The sequence below is a fragment of the Bacillus cereus group sp. MYBK5-2 genome, assembly GCF_051915685.1.
GTDB lineage: Bacteria > Bacillota > Bacilli > Bacillales > Bacillaceae_G > Bacillus_A > Bacillus_A cereus.
Window position 1 is genome coordinate 78,819 of sequence record NZ_JBQAFE010000002.1, and the last position, 16,855, is coordinate 95,673.

Here is a 16,855-nt window from a genome sequence, read left to right on the forward strand (position 1 = left end):
CATGAGTTTTAAGATGTCACGTAAACAATATGCTGATTTATATGGTCCAACTACAGGAGATTCTATTCGTTTAGCGGATACACAATTATTCGCACATGTTGATCGAAATGCCACTGTATATGGTGATGAAGCTGTCTTTGGTGGAGGAAAATCAATTAGGGATGGTATGGGACAAAATTCACAACTTACAAGAGAACAGGGGGTTGTGGATGTTGTTATTACGAATGCAATTATTATTGATTATACGGGAGTATATAAAGCGGATATTGGTATAAAAGATGGGAAGATTTCAGCGATTGGTAAGAGTGGTAATCCTTCAGTTATGGATAATATTGATATCATCATTGGAACATCAACGGAAGTAATTTCTGGTGAGCGGAAAATCGTTACAGCTGGAGGTATTGATACACATGTGCATTTCATATCCCCACAACAAATTGATACGGCATTGGCTTCAGGTATAACAACTTTAATTGGTGGGGGAACAGGACCGGCAGAAGGGACTAAGGCAACTACAATAACACCTGGATCTTGGAATTTAAGAAAAATGCTAGAAGCAGCAGAAGCTTTTCCTATAAATCTTGGATTTTTAGGGAAAGGAAATAGTTCAAGTTTACCTGCCCTGGAAGAACAAATATTTGCAGGGGCTATCGGATTGAAAATCCATGAAGATTGGGGAGCAACTTCGTCAGCAATTAATCACTCGTTACAGATTGCTGATAAATATGATATTCAAGTCGCTATTCATACGGATACGTTAAACGAATGTGGTTTTGTGGAAGAAACGATAAAAGCTATTGATAATCGTGTTATTCATACGTACCACACTGAAGGAGCTGGAGGTGGGCATGCACCAGATATTATAAAGATTGCTGCGCTGAATAATATTTTACCATCATCAACGAACCCGACCTTGCCATATACAGTGAATACGCTGGATGAACATTTAGATATGCTCATGGTATGTCATCATTTAAAAGCTAATATTCCAGAAGATGTAATGTTTGCAGATTCAAGGATTCGAAAAGAAACAATCGCGGCAGAGGATATTTTGCAAGATTTAGGGGTTTTCAGCATGATTAGCTCTGACTCACAGGCGATGGGAAGGGTTGGAGAGGTTATTATTCGCAATTGGCAAACCGCCGATAAAATGAAAAAGCAGATTGGTAGTTTAGAGGGAGATAAAGAATATAACGATAATAATAGAATTCAACGTTATATAGCTAAGTATACAATTAATCCAGCTATTACACATGGGATTTCAGAATACGTGGGCTCTATTGAAATAGGAAAGTATGCAGACCTTGTAATATGGGATCCACAATTTTTCGGTGTTAAGCCAGATATGGTTTTGAAAAACGGAATGGTAGTGATGGCATTAATGGGAGACGAGAATGCTTCAATTCCTACCCCACAACCATATTATGAAAAAAAGATGTTTGGTGCATATGGAAAAGCAGTACAGTCAAGTTCGATTACATTTGTATCGAAAGTAGCTTATGAGAATAATATTAAAGAAAAATTAGGTTTAAATAAAGTTGTATTACCTGTTAAAAATACGAGAGAGATTTCGAAGCAAGATATGAAGCTAAATAATGCAACACCAGAAATTGAAGTAGATCCGCAGACATATGAAGTTAAAGTTGATGGACAAGTAATCACGTGTGAAGCAGTAGATATACTACCTATGGCTCAAAGATATTTTTTATTTTGATATAACGGGGGAGATAAAATGATTATTGAAAAAATTAATAACAACGTATGCAATATGAATGATTTCTCAAACACAAAAAAGCATCTTGATAAGATATTAATTTCTAGTGAGCTTTTACTGAAGAGAGTTCAGAAATTATATTCAGAATCTGGTTTTGAAATTGGGGTGTCTTTAGATAGTGGAGAAACATTAAAGAACGGTGATATTTTATATGAAGATGAAAATCGAATTGTGTATATTGAAGTATTACCAGAAGAGGTAATTGTAATTACTCCAACATCAATAAAAGAAATGGGAATTATTGCTCATAACTTAGGGAATAGACATTTACCAGCACAATTCGATGAAGGGTGCATGATTTTGGCGAACGACTACTTAGTAGAAGATTTACTTAAAAAGGAAGGTGTTCCTTATCAAAAAGAAAATAGAGTATTACCAAAACCGTTCAAGCATGCTTCGCACAAACATATTTAACCTACTCCAAATTGGTGATTCGAACTTCCCGACAGGAAGTTTTAGTCACTCTTTTGGATTAGAAACATTTATTCAAGAGGGACAAGTTAAAAATAAAGACGGGTTTTTCAAATGGGTTAATCGATATGTAAAAGTCCAATTAACATACACGGACGGCTTAATTTGCAAATATACTTACGAAGCCATTAAGAATAATGAGGGAGAACAAATTACATTTTTAGATGATTTAATAACAGCACAAACATTGCCTTTTGAATGTAGAAAAGCAAATAGAATGATTAGTAAAAGTACTTCTAAATTATTGTGTGAATTGTTCTCGTTTGTAAATTTAAATATATATAAAGAAAATATTATGGGTAATAAATTACAAGGTCATCCGAGTATCGTATACGGAATATTAGGGGCGGAATTGAAAATGACAATAGAAGAAACGCTCTTAGTTTTCTTATACTCAAGTGTTGGAAGTATAATTCAAAACGGTGTGAGAGCCATTCCTCTTGGACAAACAGATGGTCAAAAACTATTACAAGAATGCCATGAATTGATCTGCGAATCTATTGATAGAATTCAAATACTTTTATTAGAGGATTTTGGATTGAATGATCCTGAATTCGAAATAAATCAAATGCAACATGAAGATGTAAATGTAAGGGTCTTCATGTCATAGGGAGGAAGAATAAAATGATAAAGCCTATTAAAATTGGTATCGGTGGTCCGGTAGGTGCTGGGAAAACCATGTTAGTTGAAAAGTTAACAAAACATCTAAATACAGATTATGAAATTGCAGCAATTACAAACGATATTTATACGAAAGAAGATGCAAAGATTTTATTGAAAACAGGTGTTTTACCAGAAGATAGAATTATTGGTGTAGAGACAGGGGGGTGCCCGCATACAGCAATTCGAGAGGACGCTTCTATGAATTTTGAAGCAATTGAAGAACTCATGATTAGACATAATAATTTAGATATTATTTTTATTGAAAGTGGGGGTGATAATTTAGCTGCCACATTTAGTCCGGAGCTAGTGGATTTTTCAATTTATATTATTGATGTGGCACAGGGAGAAAAGATTCCGCGTAAAGGTGGACAAGGAATGATCAAATCTGATGTATTTGTAATTAATAAAACGGATTTGGCACCTTATGTAGGAGCTAATCTTGGAGTTATGGAGCAGGATACGAAAAATTACCGACATAATAAACCATACTTTTTTACAAATTTGAAGGATGAGGAAGGTTTACAAGAATTAATAAATTGGATGAGACAGAACATTATGTTAGAAGGACTGAAAAAATGAAATCCCCTACAGGTGTCTTAAACATTGATATGATGGAAAAGAGACATAAAACCGTACCTATTAAGGTTTATCATAAAGATGCCTTAAAAGTAACGCAGCCAATATATTTGGATGAGTATGGTAGAGCATATTACTATATTATGAATTCTGGTGGAGGCTATTTAAAAGGAGATTTCTATTCTATAAATATAAATGTTGGTAAAGATGCGAAAACATATATAACAAGCCAATCAGCAACGAAAGTTTACAAGACTCCAAATAGTTATGCTTTGCAAGAATTGAATTTTTATATTGGTGAGAATGCTGTTATGGAATATCTGCCAGACCCGTTAATTATGTACAAGGATGCAGCATATAAGCAAAAAACAAATATATATATGCAAAATAATTCTACATTGATTTTATGCGATTCAGTTACGCCTGGTTGGTCGCCAAATATGGAGAAGTTCACATACCAATATTTTGATTCGTTAACAAAAATATATATGAAAAATAAACTTGTAGTATACGATCATCTATTGCTAAACCCTTTCAAAGAGTCGTTAGATCAAATGGGAATATTAAATCAATATTCCCATTATGGTACTTTCATAGTTATTAATGAGAACATTACAAATGATTTAATTGCAGCATTGAAAACATCACTTTCTAACACTAACAATATGAAAATTGGAATATCTTCTACACCATGTAAAGGCTTTGTCATACGCATACTTAGTCATAATACAGAGGATATGGAGTCTATATTTTTTCAGTGCCATCGTTTTGTTAGAGAGAATTGTCTACATGAAGAATTAACATCCTATCGAAAATATTAAGTAAGAGAAGGGGATACTATGACTAATGTGGGATTATTGTTTGTCGGTGCAGTTCTATTTATGAATTCACTAGCAGCTTTTAAACTCATTGATAGCAAAAGTGTAGGATACTTTAATTTATTTGTAGGGGCATTACAAACTTTGACACCATTATATTTATTATTTACAGGAAGTCAATCTGATGAGTGGGCTATCCTATCTAATGGAACTATTTTTTTATTTGGTTTTACTTATTTATATGTTGGTCTTACGAATATATTAAAACTTGATTCTGCAGGTGTAGGTTACTATTCTCTTTGGGTTGCTATCATTGCAACGGTTATGGGAATAGTGAATCAATTACATGAGAGTGGAAGTCTACAAAGTACAATAATTTGGTTCTTTTGGGCATTCCTTTGGTTTTTATTTTTCCTACAAGATGGATTGAAAAAGAAGATTCATATTTATGTAGGTATTGTTTGCTTTGTTGAATCTTGGATTACTGCAACGGTACCAGCTCTGTTAACACTTACAAATCATACAGACGTATTAAATAATTTTGTAATTATTTTAGCGACTATTATAACGATTGTAGTTTTTATTATGGCACTTTTCTTTTTCAAAAGTATTCAATTTAAAGTAGAAAGGGTTAGTAACTATGTGGAAAAGTGAACTGAAAAAGGCAACTAACTTTTTTGTTATTATTATATTTCTTCATGTGCTTGGAATTCTCTTATTATTACCGGCACTGTATAAAGGTAATAGCATAATCGGAATGGCTATTATTGCATATTCTTTAGGGTTGCGTCATGCGTTTGATAGTGATCATATTGTCGCAATTGATAATACTGTTCGGAAATTAATTGAAAAAGGTAAAAACTCACAGGGGGTGGGATTTTACTTCTCATTAGGACACTCTACGGTAGTATTTGTGATGATTGTATTGATTGCTTTAATTGGAAAAACGGCAAAACATGGAATGGAGAGTTTTTCAACTATAGGCGGTATTATCGGTACAATCGTTTCTAGTACATTCCTTATTATTATCGGCCTTACCAATCTGTTTTACCTTATTAAAGTGTTACGAAGCCAAGAGGAAAAACAGCCAGAAAACTTAGGATTTATATACCGTTTCACGCAGCGTTTATTTACGTTTATTGATAGTCAAAAGCAATTGTATATGATCGGTTTTTTATTTGGTCTTGGTTTTGATACAGCAAGTGAAATTGGGTTAATTGCTCTTTCTACAGTAACCGCAACAAGTCAATCTATTCCACTTGTAAGTATATTTGCTTTTCCCGTTTTGTTTGCTGCAGGAATGTCATTGATGGATACATTAGATAGTACATTCATGAATACGAATTATAAGTGGGCAATGGAAAATAGTCGAATAAGAAATTCATATAATGTATTCATTACCTCAATATCTGTTATAACGGCTTTTTTAATAGGGGGATATCAACTATTATCTTTGCTTATTGAAAGCTATAATTTACAGGGACCGTTTTGGAATCTCATACAGGTAGTTAATTTTGATTATCTGGGTATATGTCTTGTTGTATTCTTTATTATTTCTCTTATTGTTTTTGCTGTATGGAATAGAAATGCCTTTAAAGAACCGCTTACAAAGAGTATAGAGAAATAAAAATATATCGTATGTTATTTGGTTCATTATGTATATAAAGTAAAATAAAAAACACGTTAGATGAAAATTCATCTAACGTGTTTTTTATTATTTATGTTCCTTATATTCATGTACTTTTTCTTTCACATTACCAACTGTATCTTTGGCGGTGCCTTTCACCTTATCCCATTTTCCTTCAGCTTGTAATTTCTTATTGTCAGTTACTTTCCCAACAACTTCTTTTACTTCGCCTTTTACCTTATCAATGGCACCTTCTACTTTTTCTTTTAAACCGTGTTCATGCTTAGTCATACATTTCTCCTCCTTGTAGTTTGATTAGAATTCTCTTTTCATAGTGCAAGTTGAATGATGTATCTAGTAATAGCGTAAAAAATTTAGTTGGAATATTCAAATGATTAATAGGATAGAAAAGGAATTGTCATAAAGTGAAACTTTAATTAGTGGGGTTTTTGTTCATCCTTCCACTGATTATCAGCCCGACCCCACCTAACTTCTTTGCTTTCGCTGAATTTTGGGATGGGGGGTCTTACTGCCCGTTAATGCGGGATAAAATGTATAAGATTGTACTAGAAAGAGAAAGTATGTTAATTATATGTCTTTTGCAGTCCATATTGATTTCGTATAAGCAATTTTCATATGGGCACGTTCCATATTATTTTGACTGCCGCTACCGAACCTTGCTTGTCCAACTATTAAAGTACAATTGGATTCAATAGCTGTCTTAATTCGTTTTTGAATTAAGGCAGTATGACAGCCTTTTCGCTGAAATTCTGGCAAAGTAGCAGAAGCAGCTAATGATGCGACACCTTTATTTATATACAGGACACCAATACCAGCAGGGCTATTTTGAACTTCAGCTATGAAAAAATGCCATTCTGGTTTATTGTAAAGAATTTCGTTATTTTGGCGAACGCCATCTTTTGTAAAGGAGGGCATATTAAATCCACGTACATATATGTCTGCAAAAATATCAAACTCATTTTCTTTTAGTTTGCGTACTGAAATGTTAGAAGGAAGAAGAGATGGATCTTCTTTCGGTTTACTATATAAAGCGGTATGGAAGCTAGATTGGTAAAATCCTTTTTCAGATAAGTATTGAAATAATTCAGTTGTGCCTTGCGCGGGTGTAATTTCAAAACGGCAAGGGATTTGTAGTGGTTCATAATAAGAAATGATTGCATCTATCGTATCTACATTTGTAATACCTTTTACCGTATTAAAAGCAGGACCAGCAATTACTTTTGATGAAAAGGCAGTGGCACTACCGAACTTTTTCATTTGCACTTGCATTGGATTTCCGATCATTGCTTGTAGTCCCTCTAATCTAGAAGAGAGCATATCAATTTCTGCATTTTCAATTTCTGTTGCTATATCGAGTGTTATAACAGTATTCATAAAATTCCTCCGTTAATAAATATATTTCATAGTACATATACGATTTTTGTTTTGAGATTCCTGTTGAAATGTGAGAGAATAAGAGGTTTTTTGGAAGGGAAATGGAAGTGAGCTGTCGAAGGGAGTGGAAACAGATTAAAGGTGGTGCTCTCATGAAACAAAAAACCGTGCAGACATGCTCTAATTGTGGTTCTCAAAACATAGGAGAAGGTGAGTTTGTCGGATATGCACAAATACGGAAAAAGGAAACGATGTTCACATCTTCACCGGTGGATGCTTATATTTGTACAGATTGCGGGAATATCCTTTTACTAAAGGTACGGAATTATGAAAAGTTTAAGCAGAAGCCGTTATGATCATTGAGAAATGGTCATATCCAACGTTGTATACGAAACGACTTATGTTAAGGAAAATGAATATGAGTGATAGTTTACATATATATGAGTATGCTACAGATAAAGAGATGACAACTTTTACTGTATGGGATGCTCATCGATCGTTATGTGACACATATAACTATGTAGAAGAAATTGTGGGGCAATATAATGAAGGGCAAGTAGCACCTCTTGGAATTGTATTAAAAGAGGAGAAAAAACTTATAGGCACGTGTGGATTTATAAAATATGATTTGGTCACACATACAGCAGAAATTGCATACGCCTTATCTCGAAAATATTGGGGAAGAGGATTAGCTACGGAGGCTGCATTAGCTTTTTTCTACTATGGTTTTCATGAGTTGCATCTTAATAGTATTGAAGCGGGATGTGATTCAGAAAATGAAGCATCTGAAAAATTAATGAAACGTTTGAATATGGAGTACAAATATACAATTCAGAAGGATATGTTTATTAAAGGTAAGAATCGCGATACAAAAAGATATTGTATATCTAGAGAAGGATATATGAATCAATGAAATATCTTACATTGAAAACTCCTTTAAATGAATCAAGGAGTTTTTTTATTTTGATAACAACAATTGGGCTATTAGGAAGCGCTATTTTTATTAACGTTCTAAGTATAGAAAAAACCGCTATATAACACAATCGCAACCGTAAGTTGACAAAGTGCAACCGCGGGAAGATAGAGATAAAGGCAATGTTTACATACAATTTAGGTAAGAAAACAAAGGGGGACACACATATGGGATTTGGTGAAAAGCTTTTTAAATTAAGAAAGGAAAAGGGCCTTTCTCAAGAAGCATTAGCTGAAAAATTAAACACAACAAGGCAAGCGGTTAGTAAATGGGAAAACGGTCAAGGTTTTCCTGAAACTGAAAAGCTAATAATGATTGGAAATGTATTTGAAGTATCACTTGACTATTTATTAAAAGAAACTGCTGAGCAAAGTTACGAAAAGGAAAATGGTTATTATGTAAGTAAGGAAATGGCAGAAGGGTATGTAGTGTATGGACAAAAAATTTCTAAATATATTGCATTAGGATTTAGCTTGCTTATTTTATCTACAATACCGTACTTATTATTTAAAGAAAATGCAACAATGTCTACGTTTCTTGTCATTATCATTGCAGTGCTTGGGATCGGAGCAATGATGGCACCTGTAACGATAGAAGAGAGTCGATACAATGTATTGAAAAAGGAAGAACTACTATTTGATCAAAACTTTCTAAAAGAATTGACCAAAAGATATGCGACTATTAAAAAGAAGTATACGGCAGTAGTGATCGTTGGATTTTGTTTTATTGCAGCAGGAGCGATACCGTTTTTATTTGAGAAAAAACGAATTACTTCAGGAGAACTCGTACAGTATTATCCTTATTGTGTTGTACTTATTGCTATCGGAGTTTATCTTTTTGTTCGTGTGTTAGGGGTGTTAGAGACGTATCGGATTTTAGTAGAAAATAAGGAATACAGTAATCGTTATATTTTTAAATTGAAAAAGAAAGTAAGGAAAAAGGTAGATAGTTTATAAAAAATAAAAAACATGTTTCGAATCAATGTATTCAAAACATGTTTTTTATCGTTCTGAATTATTTCCAAAGAAATAATTCAGAAAATACAGAAAAATGTCGTAATTATTTGTAGAAGTCTGTTATAATGAACAAAAAATGAAAACGTTTTAAAGGGGGACATAACCAATATGATGATGAATGTACCGCTAACAATTAGTTCTATGATGGAAAGAGCAGAGAAACTGTTTTCGAAGAAAGAAATTGTTTCACGGACGCATGATACAGTTACAACGTTAACGTATAAGCAGTTAGGGGAAAGGACGAGAAGACTCTCCAGTGCGTTGAAAAAGCTTGGAATTAAAGAAGGTGAACGTGTAGGAACGTTAGCGTGGAACCATCATCGGCATGTGGAAGCGTATTTTGCTATTCCAGGTATTGCTTCTGTTTTGCACACAATTAACATTCGTTTATCTCCTCAACATATTTCATATATTATTCAGCACGCAGAAGACCGAACTCTACTTATAGATGAAGATCTCGTACCGCTTGTTGAAAATATTCAATCACAATTATCAACTGTACAAGCTTACATTATTATGACTGATAAAGATGAACTCCCAAACACTACGCTGAAGCCTGTATATCATTATGAAAAGCTATTAGAAGAAGGCGATCCAAATTTCCAATTTGTAAAAGATATTGATGAAAATACACCAGCTGGTATGTGTTATACGTCAGCGACTACAGGAAATCCGAAAGGTGTTGTATATACGCATCGTAGTACTGTATTACACTGTATGGCACTCGGTTTAGCGGATACAGCTGCTTTATCGGAAAGTGATGCTGCAATGGCGATTGTACCGATGTTCCATGTGAACGCTTGGGGACTTCCTTTCGCAGCTACTTGGTTTGGGTCAAAACAAGTTCTTCCAGGACCGATGTTTACTCCGAAAATTTTATTAGAGATGATTCAATCAGAAAAAGTGACGTTAGCTGCGGGTGTGCCGACAATTTGGCTCGGCGTATTACAAGAGTTAGAAAATAATAGTTACGATTTATCTAGTATGACGAGAATACTATGCGGAGGTGCAGCTGCGCCGAAAAGTGTTATTAAAGCATTTGAACAGAAACATAATGTTCCGTTCATACATGCATATGGTATGACTGAAACGAGTCCACTCGTAACACTTGCGCGTTTAAAAAGTTATGAAACGGAAGTATCGTATGAAGAGCAACTAGAAATTCGCTCTAAACAAGGATATCTTGTACCTGGTGTCGAGATGAAAGTAGTCGGTACAAATGGTGACGTGAAGTGGGATGGTACTGAGATGGGAGAATTATGTTTACGAGCACCTTGGATCGCTGAAAGCTATTATAACGATGATCGTACTGTCGAAGGTTTTCGCGATGGATGGTTATATACTGGTGATGTTGTCACAGTGGATGAGGAAGGTTGCGTGAAAATTGTTGACCGTACGAAGGATGTTATTAAAAGCGGGGGAGAATGGATTTCTTCGGTCGATCTTGAAAATGCTTTAATGGCACATGATGCTATATTTGAAGCGGCTGTCGTTGCAGTTCCTCACCCTCAGTGGCAAGAGCGACCAATTGCCTGCGTTGTTCAAAAGAAAAATAGTACGGTTACAAAAGAAGAAATATATGAGTTTTTAAAACCACAGTTTGCGAAGTGGTGGTTGCCAGACGATATTGTCTTTATGGAAGAAATACCGAAAACATCTGTTGGGAAGTTTTTAAAACAGGCGCTTCGGAAAGAACTGGAGCATTTGCATAGAGAGAAATAAGTGAACTTCTATTTGTAAACTCTAATACATTAACGGTTGACAAAAGAGGGGTGGAAAGATAATATAATTTTTGTGATATGTTATCTAAAAACAATTTTAAGTTTACAAATAGGAGAAGCAAATATGAATACAAAAAATTTAGTTTTCGTCGCTTTATTTAGTTCTATTATGGGAGTGTTAGGGTTAATACCTCCGATTGCTCTTTCTATTACACCAGTTCCAATTACATTGCAATCACTCGGTGTTATGCTTGCGGGTGGGTTGTTAGGATCACGTCTAGGTGCGTTAAGTCAGCTTATTTTCTTACTTATTGTAGGAGTTGGAGCACCATTGCTTGCTGGTGGACGTGGTGGCCTTGGTGTATTTGTTGGACCAAGTGCAGGATATTTACTTGGTTACATCATTGGGGCGTTTGTTATTGGTTATTTAATTGAGCGTTTACGTGAAGTTTCTATTATAAAAGTATTATGTATTAATATAATTGGTGGTATTTTCGTAGTTTATGTATTTGGTATTACTGTACAAGCGTTCTTAATGGATGTTTCTGTATGGGAGATAATGAAAGTGAGTGCTGTGTTTTTACCAGGGGATTGTATAAAAGCAATTATTGCGGCAGTTCTCGTAACAAAATTACATCGTTCATTGAAACATATTATTACGCCCGCTTTAAAGAATGGAAAATATACAAATGCGGGATGATAAAGGGAAGAAACACGTTCATTGCGTGTTTCTTTTTATTATTTTTGTAAAGAAAGGACGTCTCATATGGGGATTACAAAAGAATATAAAAAGCATGCCTCTCTACAACCAAATAAAATAGCGATAAAGGAAAATGATAGAGTTTTAACATATGAAGAGTGGTTCGAATCAGTTTGTAAAGTAGCAAGCTGGTTAAATGAAAAAAAATCGAAGAATAAAACGATAGCAATCCTATTAGAAAATCGTATAGAGTTTTTACAACTATTTTCTGGTGCCGCTATGGCCGGGTGGGTTTGTGTTCCGTTAGATATAAAGTGGAAACAAGATGAGCTCAGAGAAAGAATTGAAATTAGTAATCCGGATATGATTGTGACAGAACGATATAAGGTGAATGATCTATTGGATGAAGAAGGAAGAGTAATTGAAATTGATGAGTGGAAAAGAATGATAGAGAAATATCTTCCTACATATTCCATTGTAGAAAGTGTACAACATGCTCCTTTTTATATGGGATTTACATCAGGATCAACAGGAACAGCAAAAGCATTTTTACGTGCACAACAATCGTGGGTTCATAGTTTTGATTGTAATGTACATGACTTTCATATGAAAAGGGAGGATTCGATTTTAATAGTTGGGACGCTCGTTCATTCTCTTTTCTTATACGGGGCAATAAGTGCATTATATGTAGGACAAACAGTGCACATTATGAGAAAGTTCTTTCCAAATCAAGTATTAGATAAGTTAGAAACTGAAAATATATCAGTTATGTATACAGTTCCAACAATGCTTGAATCTTTATATAAAGAAAGTAGATTAATAGAAAATAAAGTGAAAATTATTTCGTCAGGAGCGAAATGGGAAGCTGAAGCGAAAGAAAAAATAAAGAATATATTTCCTTATGCGACAAGATATGAATTTTATGGTGCATCAGAGTTAAGTTTTGTAACAGCACTAGTCGATGCAGAAAGCGAAAGAAGGCCAAATTCAGTAGGAAAACCTTGTCATAATGTGCAAGTTCGAATATGTAATGAAGCAGGCGAAGAAGTACAAAAAGGTGAAATAGGAACTGTTTATGTGAAAAGTGATCAGTTTTTTATGGGATACATAATAGATGGGGTTTTAACACGGGAGTTGAATGCAGAAGGCTGGATGACAGTGCGAGATGTAGGCTATGAAGATGAAGAAGGCTTCATATATATTGTTGGTAGAGAGAAGAATATGATTTTATTTGGAGGAATCAATATTTATCCAGAAGAAATAGAAAGTGTATTACATGAACACCCAGCTGTTGATGAAATAGTTGTAATTGGTGTGAAAGATAGTTACTGGGGTGAAAAGCCGGTCGCGATCGTAAAAGGAAGTGCTACAAAACAACAATTAAAGAGTTTTTGCTTACAACGATTATCCTCGTTTAAAATACCGAAAGAATGGCATTTTGTAGATGGAATACCTTATACAAATAGTGGGAAAATCGCTCGTATGGAAGCAAAAAGTATGATTGAAAACCGGGAGAAAATATATGAATAGAGCAGTTATTGTAGAGGCGAAAAGAACACCTATCGGTAAGAAGAATGGGATGTTAAAAGAGTATGAAGTTCAGCAATTAACAACGCCGCTTCTTACGTTTTTAAGTAAAGGGATTGAGAGGGAAATAGATGATGTCATATTAGGTAATGTTGTTGGGCCAGGAGGGAATGTTGCGAGACTATCTGCTTTAGAGGCGGGACTTGGCTATCATATTCCTGGTGTAACGATTGATCGGCAATGTGGTGCTGGTTTAGAAGCAATTCGAACTGCGTGTCATCTCATTCAAGGCGGGGCAGGTAAGTGTTATATCGCCGGGGGAGTAGAGAGTACAAGTACGTCACCTTTTCAAAAAAGAGCACGATTTTCACCTGAAACAATTGGTGATCCTGACATGGGAGTAGCGGCTGAATATGTTGCGGAGCGTTATAATATAACGAGAGAAATGCAAGACGAGTATGCTTGTCTTAGTTATAAGCGGACACTGCAAGCGTTAGAAAAAGGATATATACATGATGAAATATTTTCTTTTAATGGATTATTAGATGAATCTATAAAGCCAGAAATGAATTATGAACGAATCATTAAAAGAACAAAGCCCGCATTTTTACAAAATGGAACAGTGACGGCAGGTAATTCATGTGGTGTAAATGATGGGGCATGTGCTGTTCTTGTAATGGAAGAGGGACAAGCCCGAAAGTTAGGGTATAAACCTGTCCTTCGTTTCGTTCGTAGTGCTGTAGTGGGAGTGGATCCTAATCTTCCAGGGACTGGTCCGATATTTGCGGTGAACAAATTATTAAACGAAATGAATGTAAAAGTAGAGGACATCGATTATTTTGAAATAAATGAAGCATTCGCCTCAAAAGTTGTTGCTTGCGCAAAAGAGTTACAAATTCCGTACGAAAAAGTAAATGTAAATGGTGGAGCAATTGCGCTCGGTCATCCGTACGGCGCATCTGGTGCTATGCTTGTAACACGTTTGTTTTATCAGGCACAAAGAGAGTCTGTGAAATATGGAATTGCTACATTAGGAATTGGAGGCGGGATAGGGATTGCGCTATTATTTGAGAAAGTAGAAGACTAGCGAGGTAACTAGTTTTCTACTTTTTGAGGAACATAAACATTACTACCAGGTTTCGCTTTCATTTCGTTCCAAGCAGCAATCGCATCAGCTTTTGCTTTCCCTTTATTATTTGGATCTTCGAAAAAGTCACGAGTAAAGCGATTGTATTCAAATTGTGCACCGATAGTTGTTTTGTATGCAGGGTCTTTTTTTCGTTTGTTTTCTTCATGCCAAAAAGCTACCGCGTCTTCATATGTTTTTCCAACATTGTCTTTAAAAAACTTTTGAAGAGCTACTGTAAAGCGGAAGTTTGCTCCGATTTTTTCTTTGAAAAAAGCACGAACCTCTTCGCTACAGCGGTGATTGTTAGTAATAATCGTTTGAAGAGAAAGGTCTTTATAGGATAGGGAAGCTTTACTCACCTTTTGAACAGAGCTGTTTTTTAATATTTTACCAGTAGTTAAATAATGTGAGATACGCTCGGTTATTTCGATCTTAGAGCCACTAGCTGGCAACCCATTCTCACGACAAAATGTTTGGAGTTCTGCTTTTAACCAATAATAGTTTTGGAAATCTTCAATTGATATAGACTTTGTTAAAGGTGGACGCATGAATGTAACAACTACTTTCTTCCATAATTTTCTTTAATTATAAAACGTATGTTCTTTTTATGGAAGGGTTAATTTGTAAATATAATGGGAAGAGGAGATTACATATGGAAAATGTAATGCAAGTTCGTGTTACGGGAATTTTAATTGAAGGTGAAAAATTATTGCTAGTAAAGCAAAAAGTTGCTAATAGGAATTGGTCTTTACCTGGAGGAAGAGTGGAGAATGGCGAAACGTTAGAGGAAGCAATGATTCGAGAAATGAGAGAAGAGACAGGGTTAGAAGTTAACATTCAGAAGCTACTCTATGTTTGTGATAAACCAGATACTCGCCCGTCTTTATTACATATAACGTTTTTGCTTAAAAGGATTGAAGGTGAAATTATGCTACCTTCTAACGAGTTTGATCATAATCCAATTCATGATGTGCAAATGGTGCCGATTAAAGATTTAAGTCATTATGGTTTTTCGGAAACTTTTATCAATCTTATAAGTGAAGGTTTTGTAAATGCAGGGAGTTATCAAGGTTTGAAACAAAATATAGGTCTGTAAATATAGGGGAAGGATAGCCTTTCGCTATCCTTCATAACATGTTTTAAACTGCTGACTGTAAAGAAGAAACAAGCTGATTTAAAAATTCATCTCCACTCATAATTGCTTTCCCGCCACCGCGGGCACTCTTTTTATTTCCGCCACCTTTTCCTTCGATTGTAGGAAGAGCATCTTTTAAAAGAGCATTCATATCGAGCGATACTGATTTTCCGCAAGCGAGAATACATTGTAGTTTGTCATCATTTTCGATGACGAAATACGTAATTGCATGCTCTTGTTGTTCTGTAATAATAGCGGGAAGCTTTGCGATTTCTTGCATAGAACGATTTGTAAATACTTTAGAAATAAGTATGCCGGCATGTATTTCCGTAGGGTGTTGAAGTAGTTCATTTGCCTCTGCAAATAATAATTTTTCATTCATTGTTTGTATTGCTTTTTCGTTTTCTTTTTGAGAAGTAAGCAGTTGCGCCACTTTTGCTGGAATATCAGTTTCGCTACTGTTTAATTGTTTAGAAACATTTTTCATAATTTGTTGCTGTTGTCCCATTAATTTAAGTGTACGCCAACCAGCGATAAACGTTAAGCGTATACCACCTTTATTGCGCTCCCATCCTAGTACTTGAATAGGACCAACTTCACCAGTTCGTTTCGGATGCGTTCCACCACAGCCGTTGTAGTCAAAGTTTTCGATCATAACAACGCGTATATTTTCTGTCATAGTCGGTTCTTTACGAAGGGGCAACCTTTTCGCTTCTTCTAAGTTCATCCACTGGATGCGGATTGGATGGTTTTCAAAAACAATTTTGTTTGCAATTTGTATTGCTTTTTCAACCGTTTCTGCATGAAGATTTTCTGTTTCTAAATCAATTGTTACTGTTTCTTTACCAAGATGGAATCCAATTGTAGGCATGTTAAAATGGTCCCAAAAAGCAGCAGATAAAATGTGCTGAGCTGCATGTTGTTGCATATGATCAAAACGGCGCTCCCAATTGATTTTACCTTCTACGTCTTCTGTATGTAATTGTTCTGCAATGTAGTGACGAATTTCTCCGTTTATCTCTTCTACATTGATTACATTGATATCATTTAATGTACCAGTATCATATGGTTGTCCGCCACCTGTCGGATAAAATGCTGTTTCATTCAAAACAACGTATAAGTTACCGTCTTTATCATAATCTTGCTTTATAATTTTAGTAGTAAAGTCTTGCTTATAAGCGTCAGTGTAATATAATTTGTGCTCCAATTTTCTTTCTCCTCTCGCATTAACTAGTTTCATTGTAAAGCAATTGAAATTAGTTTCCTAATATTTCAGAAGAAAGAAACTATTTTTAGAATTTTCTTGCTATAATAAGAAAAAGAAAATGCG

General features: G+C 34.9%; 19 protein-coding genes. 15 read left to right on the forward strand and 4 right to left on the reverse strand.

The features are described from left to right. Position 1 precedes the first annotated feature (1 nt). From ureC to ACTFP3_RS08765, 7 genes are read left to right on the forward strand one after another with little or no spacing between them, the layout of a single operon-like run. A complete protein-coding gene (ureC, locus tag ACTFP3_RS08735) occupies positions 2–1,714 on the forward strand; it encodes an urease subunit alpha (protein WP_049106780.1) in 1,713 nt (570 codons plus the stop codon). Positions 1,715–1,732: 18 nt separating this feature from the next. Next, positions 1,733–2,188 carry an urease accessory protein UreE gene (locus ACTFP3_RS08740; RefSeq protein WP_000582806.1) on the forward strand — a complete coding sequence of 152 codons (456 nt, stop codon included), beginning with the start codon at positions 1,733–1,735 and terminating at the stop codon, positions 2,186–2,188. Beyond that, complete coding sequence (locus tag ACTFP3_RS08745) at positions 2,166–2,855, forward strand: urease accessory protein UreF (protein ID WP_326036436.1); 690 nt, start codon at positions 2,166–2,168, stop codon at positions 2,853–2,855. The genes ACTFP3_RS08740 and ACTFP3_RS08745 overlap by 23 nt, the downstream gene beginning before the upstream one ends. Before the next feature lie 14 nt (positions 2,856–2,869). Then, positions 2,870–3,487 (forward strand): urease accessory protein UreG, encoded by a 618-nt coding sequence (gene ureG / locus ACTFP3_RS08750; protein WP_000594926.1) that lies wholly within the window; start codon positions 2,870–2,872, stop codon positions 3,485–3,487. After that, complete coding sequence (locus tag ACTFP3_RS08755) at positions 3,484–4,305, forward strand: urease accessory protein UreD (RefSeq protein WP_157418581.1); 822 nt, start codon at positions 3,484–3,486, stop codon at positions 4,303–4,305. Before ureG ends, ACTFP3_RS08755 begins: the two co-directional genes overlap by 4 nt. A gap of 18 nt (positions 4,306–4,323) precedes the next feature. Beyond that, positions 4,324–4,956 carry an AmiS/UreI family transporter gene (locus ACTFP3_RS08760; protein ID WP_049106784.1) on the forward strand — a complete coding sequence of 211 codons (633 nt, stop codon included), beginning with the start codon at positions 4,324–4,326 and terminating at the stop codon, positions 4,954–4,956. Beyond that, the gene (locus tag ACTFP3_RS08765; protein ID WP_157418582.1) at positions 4,943–5,929 is read left to right on the forward strand and encodes a HoxN/HupN/NixA family nickel/cobalt transporter; all 987 of its coding nucleotides are present in this window, start codon (positions 4,943–4,945) and stop codon (positions 5,927–5,929) included. The genes ACTFP3_RS08760 and ACTFP3_RS08765 overlap by 14 nt, the downstream gene beginning before the upstream one ends. A gap of 87 nt (positions 5,930–6,016) precedes the next feature. On the opposite strand, the gene ACTFP3_RS08770 is transcribed toward ACTFP3_RS08765, so the two are convergent. Next, on the reverse strand, positions 6,017–6,220 hold the full coding sequence (locus ACTFP3_RS08770) for a CsbD family protein (RefSeq protein ID WP_095690377.1): 204 nt from the start codon (positions 6,218–6,220) through the stop codon (positions 6,017–6,019). Positions 6,221–6,517: 297 nt separating this feature from the next. After that, positions 6,518–7,324, reverse strand: coding sequence for a GNAT family N-acetyltransferase (locus ACTFP3_RS08775; protein WP_440010078.1), 807 nt, complete (start codon positions 7,322–7,324; stop codon positions 6,518–6,520). Between the two features lie 152 nt (positions 7,325–7,476). Between ACTFP3_RS08775 and ACTFP3_RS08780 the strand changes: the two genes are divergently transcribed. The 7 genes from ACTFP3_RS08780 (at position 7,477) to ACTFP3_RS08810 (ending at position 14,348) form a co-directional block, all read left to right on the forward strand. Next, positions 7,477–7,680 carry a hypothetical protein gene (locus ACTFP3_RS08780; protein ID WP_208906040.1) on the forward strand — a complete coding sequence of 68 codons (204 nt, stop codon included), beginning with the start codon at positions 7,477–7,479 and terminating at the stop codon, positions 7,678–7,680. Continuing rightward, complete coding sequence (locus ACTFP3_RS08785) at positions 7,677–8,237, forward strand: GNAT family N-acetyltransferase (RefSeq protein WP_000582845.1); 561 nt, start codon at positions 7,677–7,679, stop codon at positions 8,235–8,237. The genes ACTFP3_RS08780 and ACTFP3_RS08785 overlap by 4 nt, the downstream gene beginning before the upstream one ends. A gap of 227 nt (positions 8,238–8,464) precedes the next feature. Continuing rightward, the gene (locus ACTFP3_RS08790) at positions 8,465–9,253 is read left to right on the forward strand and encodes a helix-turn-helix domain-containing protein (protein ID WP_326036434.1); all 789 of its coding nucleotides are present in this window, start codon (positions 8,465–8,467) and stop codon (positions 9,251–9,253) included. A 168-nt stretch (positions 9,254–9,421) separates the two neighbouring features. Continuing rightward, positions 9,422–11,035 (forward strand): long-chain fatty acid--CoA ligase, encoded by a 1,614-nt coding sequence (locus ACTFP3_RS08795; RefSeq protein ID WP_326036433.1) that lies wholly within the window; start codon positions 9,422–9,424, stop codon positions 11,033–11,035. Between the two features lie 123 nt (positions 11,036–11,158). Next, positions 11,159–11,734 carry a biotin transporter BioY gene (locus ACTFP3_RS08800; protein WP_001093333.1) on the forward strand — a complete coding sequence of 192 codons (576 nt, stop codon included), beginning with the start codon at positions 11,159–11,161 and terminating at the stop codon, positions 11,732–11,734. A 66-nt stretch (positions 11,735–11,800) separates the two neighbouring features. Further along, positions 11,801–13,264, forward strand: a complete 1,464-nt coding sequence (locus ACTFP3_RS08805) for an acyl-CoA synthetase (protein ID WP_440010085.1) — start codon at positions 11,801–11,803, stop codon at positions 13,262–13,264. Further along, positions 13,257–14,348 (forward strand): acetyl-CoA C-acyltransferase, encoded by a 1,092-nt coding sequence (locus tag ACTFP3_RS08810; RefSeq protein WP_242283355.1) that lies wholly within the window; start codon positions 13,257–13,259, stop codon positions 14,346–14,348. The genes ACTFP3_RS08805 and ACTFP3_RS08810 overlap by 8 nt, the downstream gene beginning before the upstream one ends. Positions 14,349–14,356: 8 nt before the next feature. On the opposite strand, the gene ACTFP3_RS08815 is transcribed toward ACTFP3_RS08810, so the two are convergent. Beyond that, on the reverse strand, positions 14,357–14,938 hold the full coding sequence (locus ACTFP3_RS08815; protein WP_001247730.1) for a DUF6434 domain-containing protein: 582 nt from the start codon (positions 14,936–14,938) through the stop codon (positions 14,357–14,359). A gap of 104 nt (positions 14,939–15,042) precedes the next feature. On the opposite strand from ACTFP3_RS08815, the gene ACTFP3_RS08820 reads away from it, so the two are divergent. Then, the gene (locus ACTFP3_RS08820; RefSeq protein WP_000432584.1) at positions 15,043–15,486 is read left to right on the forward strand and encodes an NUDIX hydrolase; all 444 of its coding nucleotides are present in this window, start codon (positions 15,043–15,045) and stop codon (positions 15,484–15,486) included. A gap of 43 nt (positions 15,487–15,529) precedes the next feature. Here the strand turns inward: ACTFP3_RS08820 and ACTFP3_RS08825 are convergent, their stop codons facing one another. Continuing rightward, positions 15,530–16,732 carry an alanyl-tRNA editing protein gene (locus ACTFP3_RS08825; protein WP_440010090.1) on the reverse strand — a complete coding sequence of 401 codons (1,203 nt, stop codon included), beginning with the start codon at positions 16,730–16,732 and terminating at the stop codon, positions 15,530–15,532. Positions 16,733–16,855: the final 123 nt, after the last annotated feature.

Coding starts and splice junctions, on each gene's coding strand:
- ACTFP3_RS08780 (WP_208906040.1), top strand. CDS start 7,477: ATGAAACAAAAAACCGTGCAGACATGCTCTAATTGTGGTTCTCAAAAC.
- ACTFP3_RS08785 (WP_000582845.1), top strand. CDS start 7,677: ATGATCATTGAGAAATGGTCATATCCAACGTTGTATACGAAACGACTT.
- ACTFP3_RS08810 (WP_242283355.1), top strand. CDS start 13,257: ATGAATAGAGCAGTTATTGTAGAGGCGAAAAGAACACCTATCGGTAAG.
- ACTFP3_RS08770 (WP_095690377.1), bottom strand. CDS start 6,220: ATGACTAAGCATGAACACGGTTTAAAAGAAAAAGTAGAAGGTGCCATT.
- ACTFP3_RS08765 (WP_157418582.1), top strand. CDS start 4,943: ATGTGGAAAAGTGAACTGAAAAAGGCAACTAACTTTTTTGTTATTATT.
- ureG (WP_000594926.1), top strand. CDS start 2,870: ATGATAAAGCCTATTAAAATTGGTATCGGTGGTCCGGTAGGTGCTGGG.
- ACTFP3_RS08815 (WP_001247730.1), bottom strand. CDS start 14,938: ATGCGTCCACCTTTAACAAAGTCTATATCAATTGAAGATTTCCAAAAC.
- ACTFP3_RS08795 (WP_326036433.1), top strand. CDS start 9,422: ATGATGATGAATGTACCGCTAACAATTAGTTCTATGATGGAAAGAGCA.
- ACTFP3_RS08745 (WP_326036436.1), top strand. CDS start 2,166: ATGCTTCGCACAAACATATTTAACCTACTCCAAATTGGTGATTCGAAC.
- ACTFP3_RS08800 (WP_001093333.1), top strand. CDS start 11,159: ATGAATACAAAAAATTTAGTTTTCGTCGCTTTATTTAGTTCTATTATG.
- ACTFP3_RS08755 (WP_157418581.1), top strand. CDS start 3,484: ATGAAATCCCCTACAGGTGTCTTAAACATTGATATGATGGAAAAGAGA.
- ureC (WP_049106780.1), top strand. CDS start 2: ATGAGTTTTAAGATGTCACGTAAACAATATGCTGATTTATATGGTCCA.
- ACTFP3_RS08760 (WP_049106784.1), top strand. CDS start 4,324: ATGACTAATGTGGGATTATTGTTTGTCGGTGCAGTTCTATTTATGAAT.
- ACTFP3_RS08820 (WP_000432584.1), top strand. CDS start 15,043: ATGGAAAATGTAATGCAAGTTCGTGTTACGGGAATTTTAATTGAAGGT.
- ACTFP3_RS08805 (WP_440010085.1), top strand. CDS start 11,801: ATGGGGATTACAAAAGAATATAAAAAGCATGCCTCTCTACAACCAAAT.
- ACTFP3_RS08790 (WP_326036434.1), top strand. CDS start 8,465: ATGGGATTTGGTGAAAAGCTTTTTAAATTAAGAAAGGAAAAGGGCCTT.
- ACTFP3_RS08740 (WP_000582806.1), top strand. CDS start 1,733: ATGATTATTGAAAAAATTAATAACAACGTATGCAATATGAATGATTTC.
- ACTFP3_RS08775 (WP_440010078.1), bottom strand. CDS start 7,324: ATGAATACTGTTATAACACTCGATATAGCAACAGAAATTGAAAATGCA.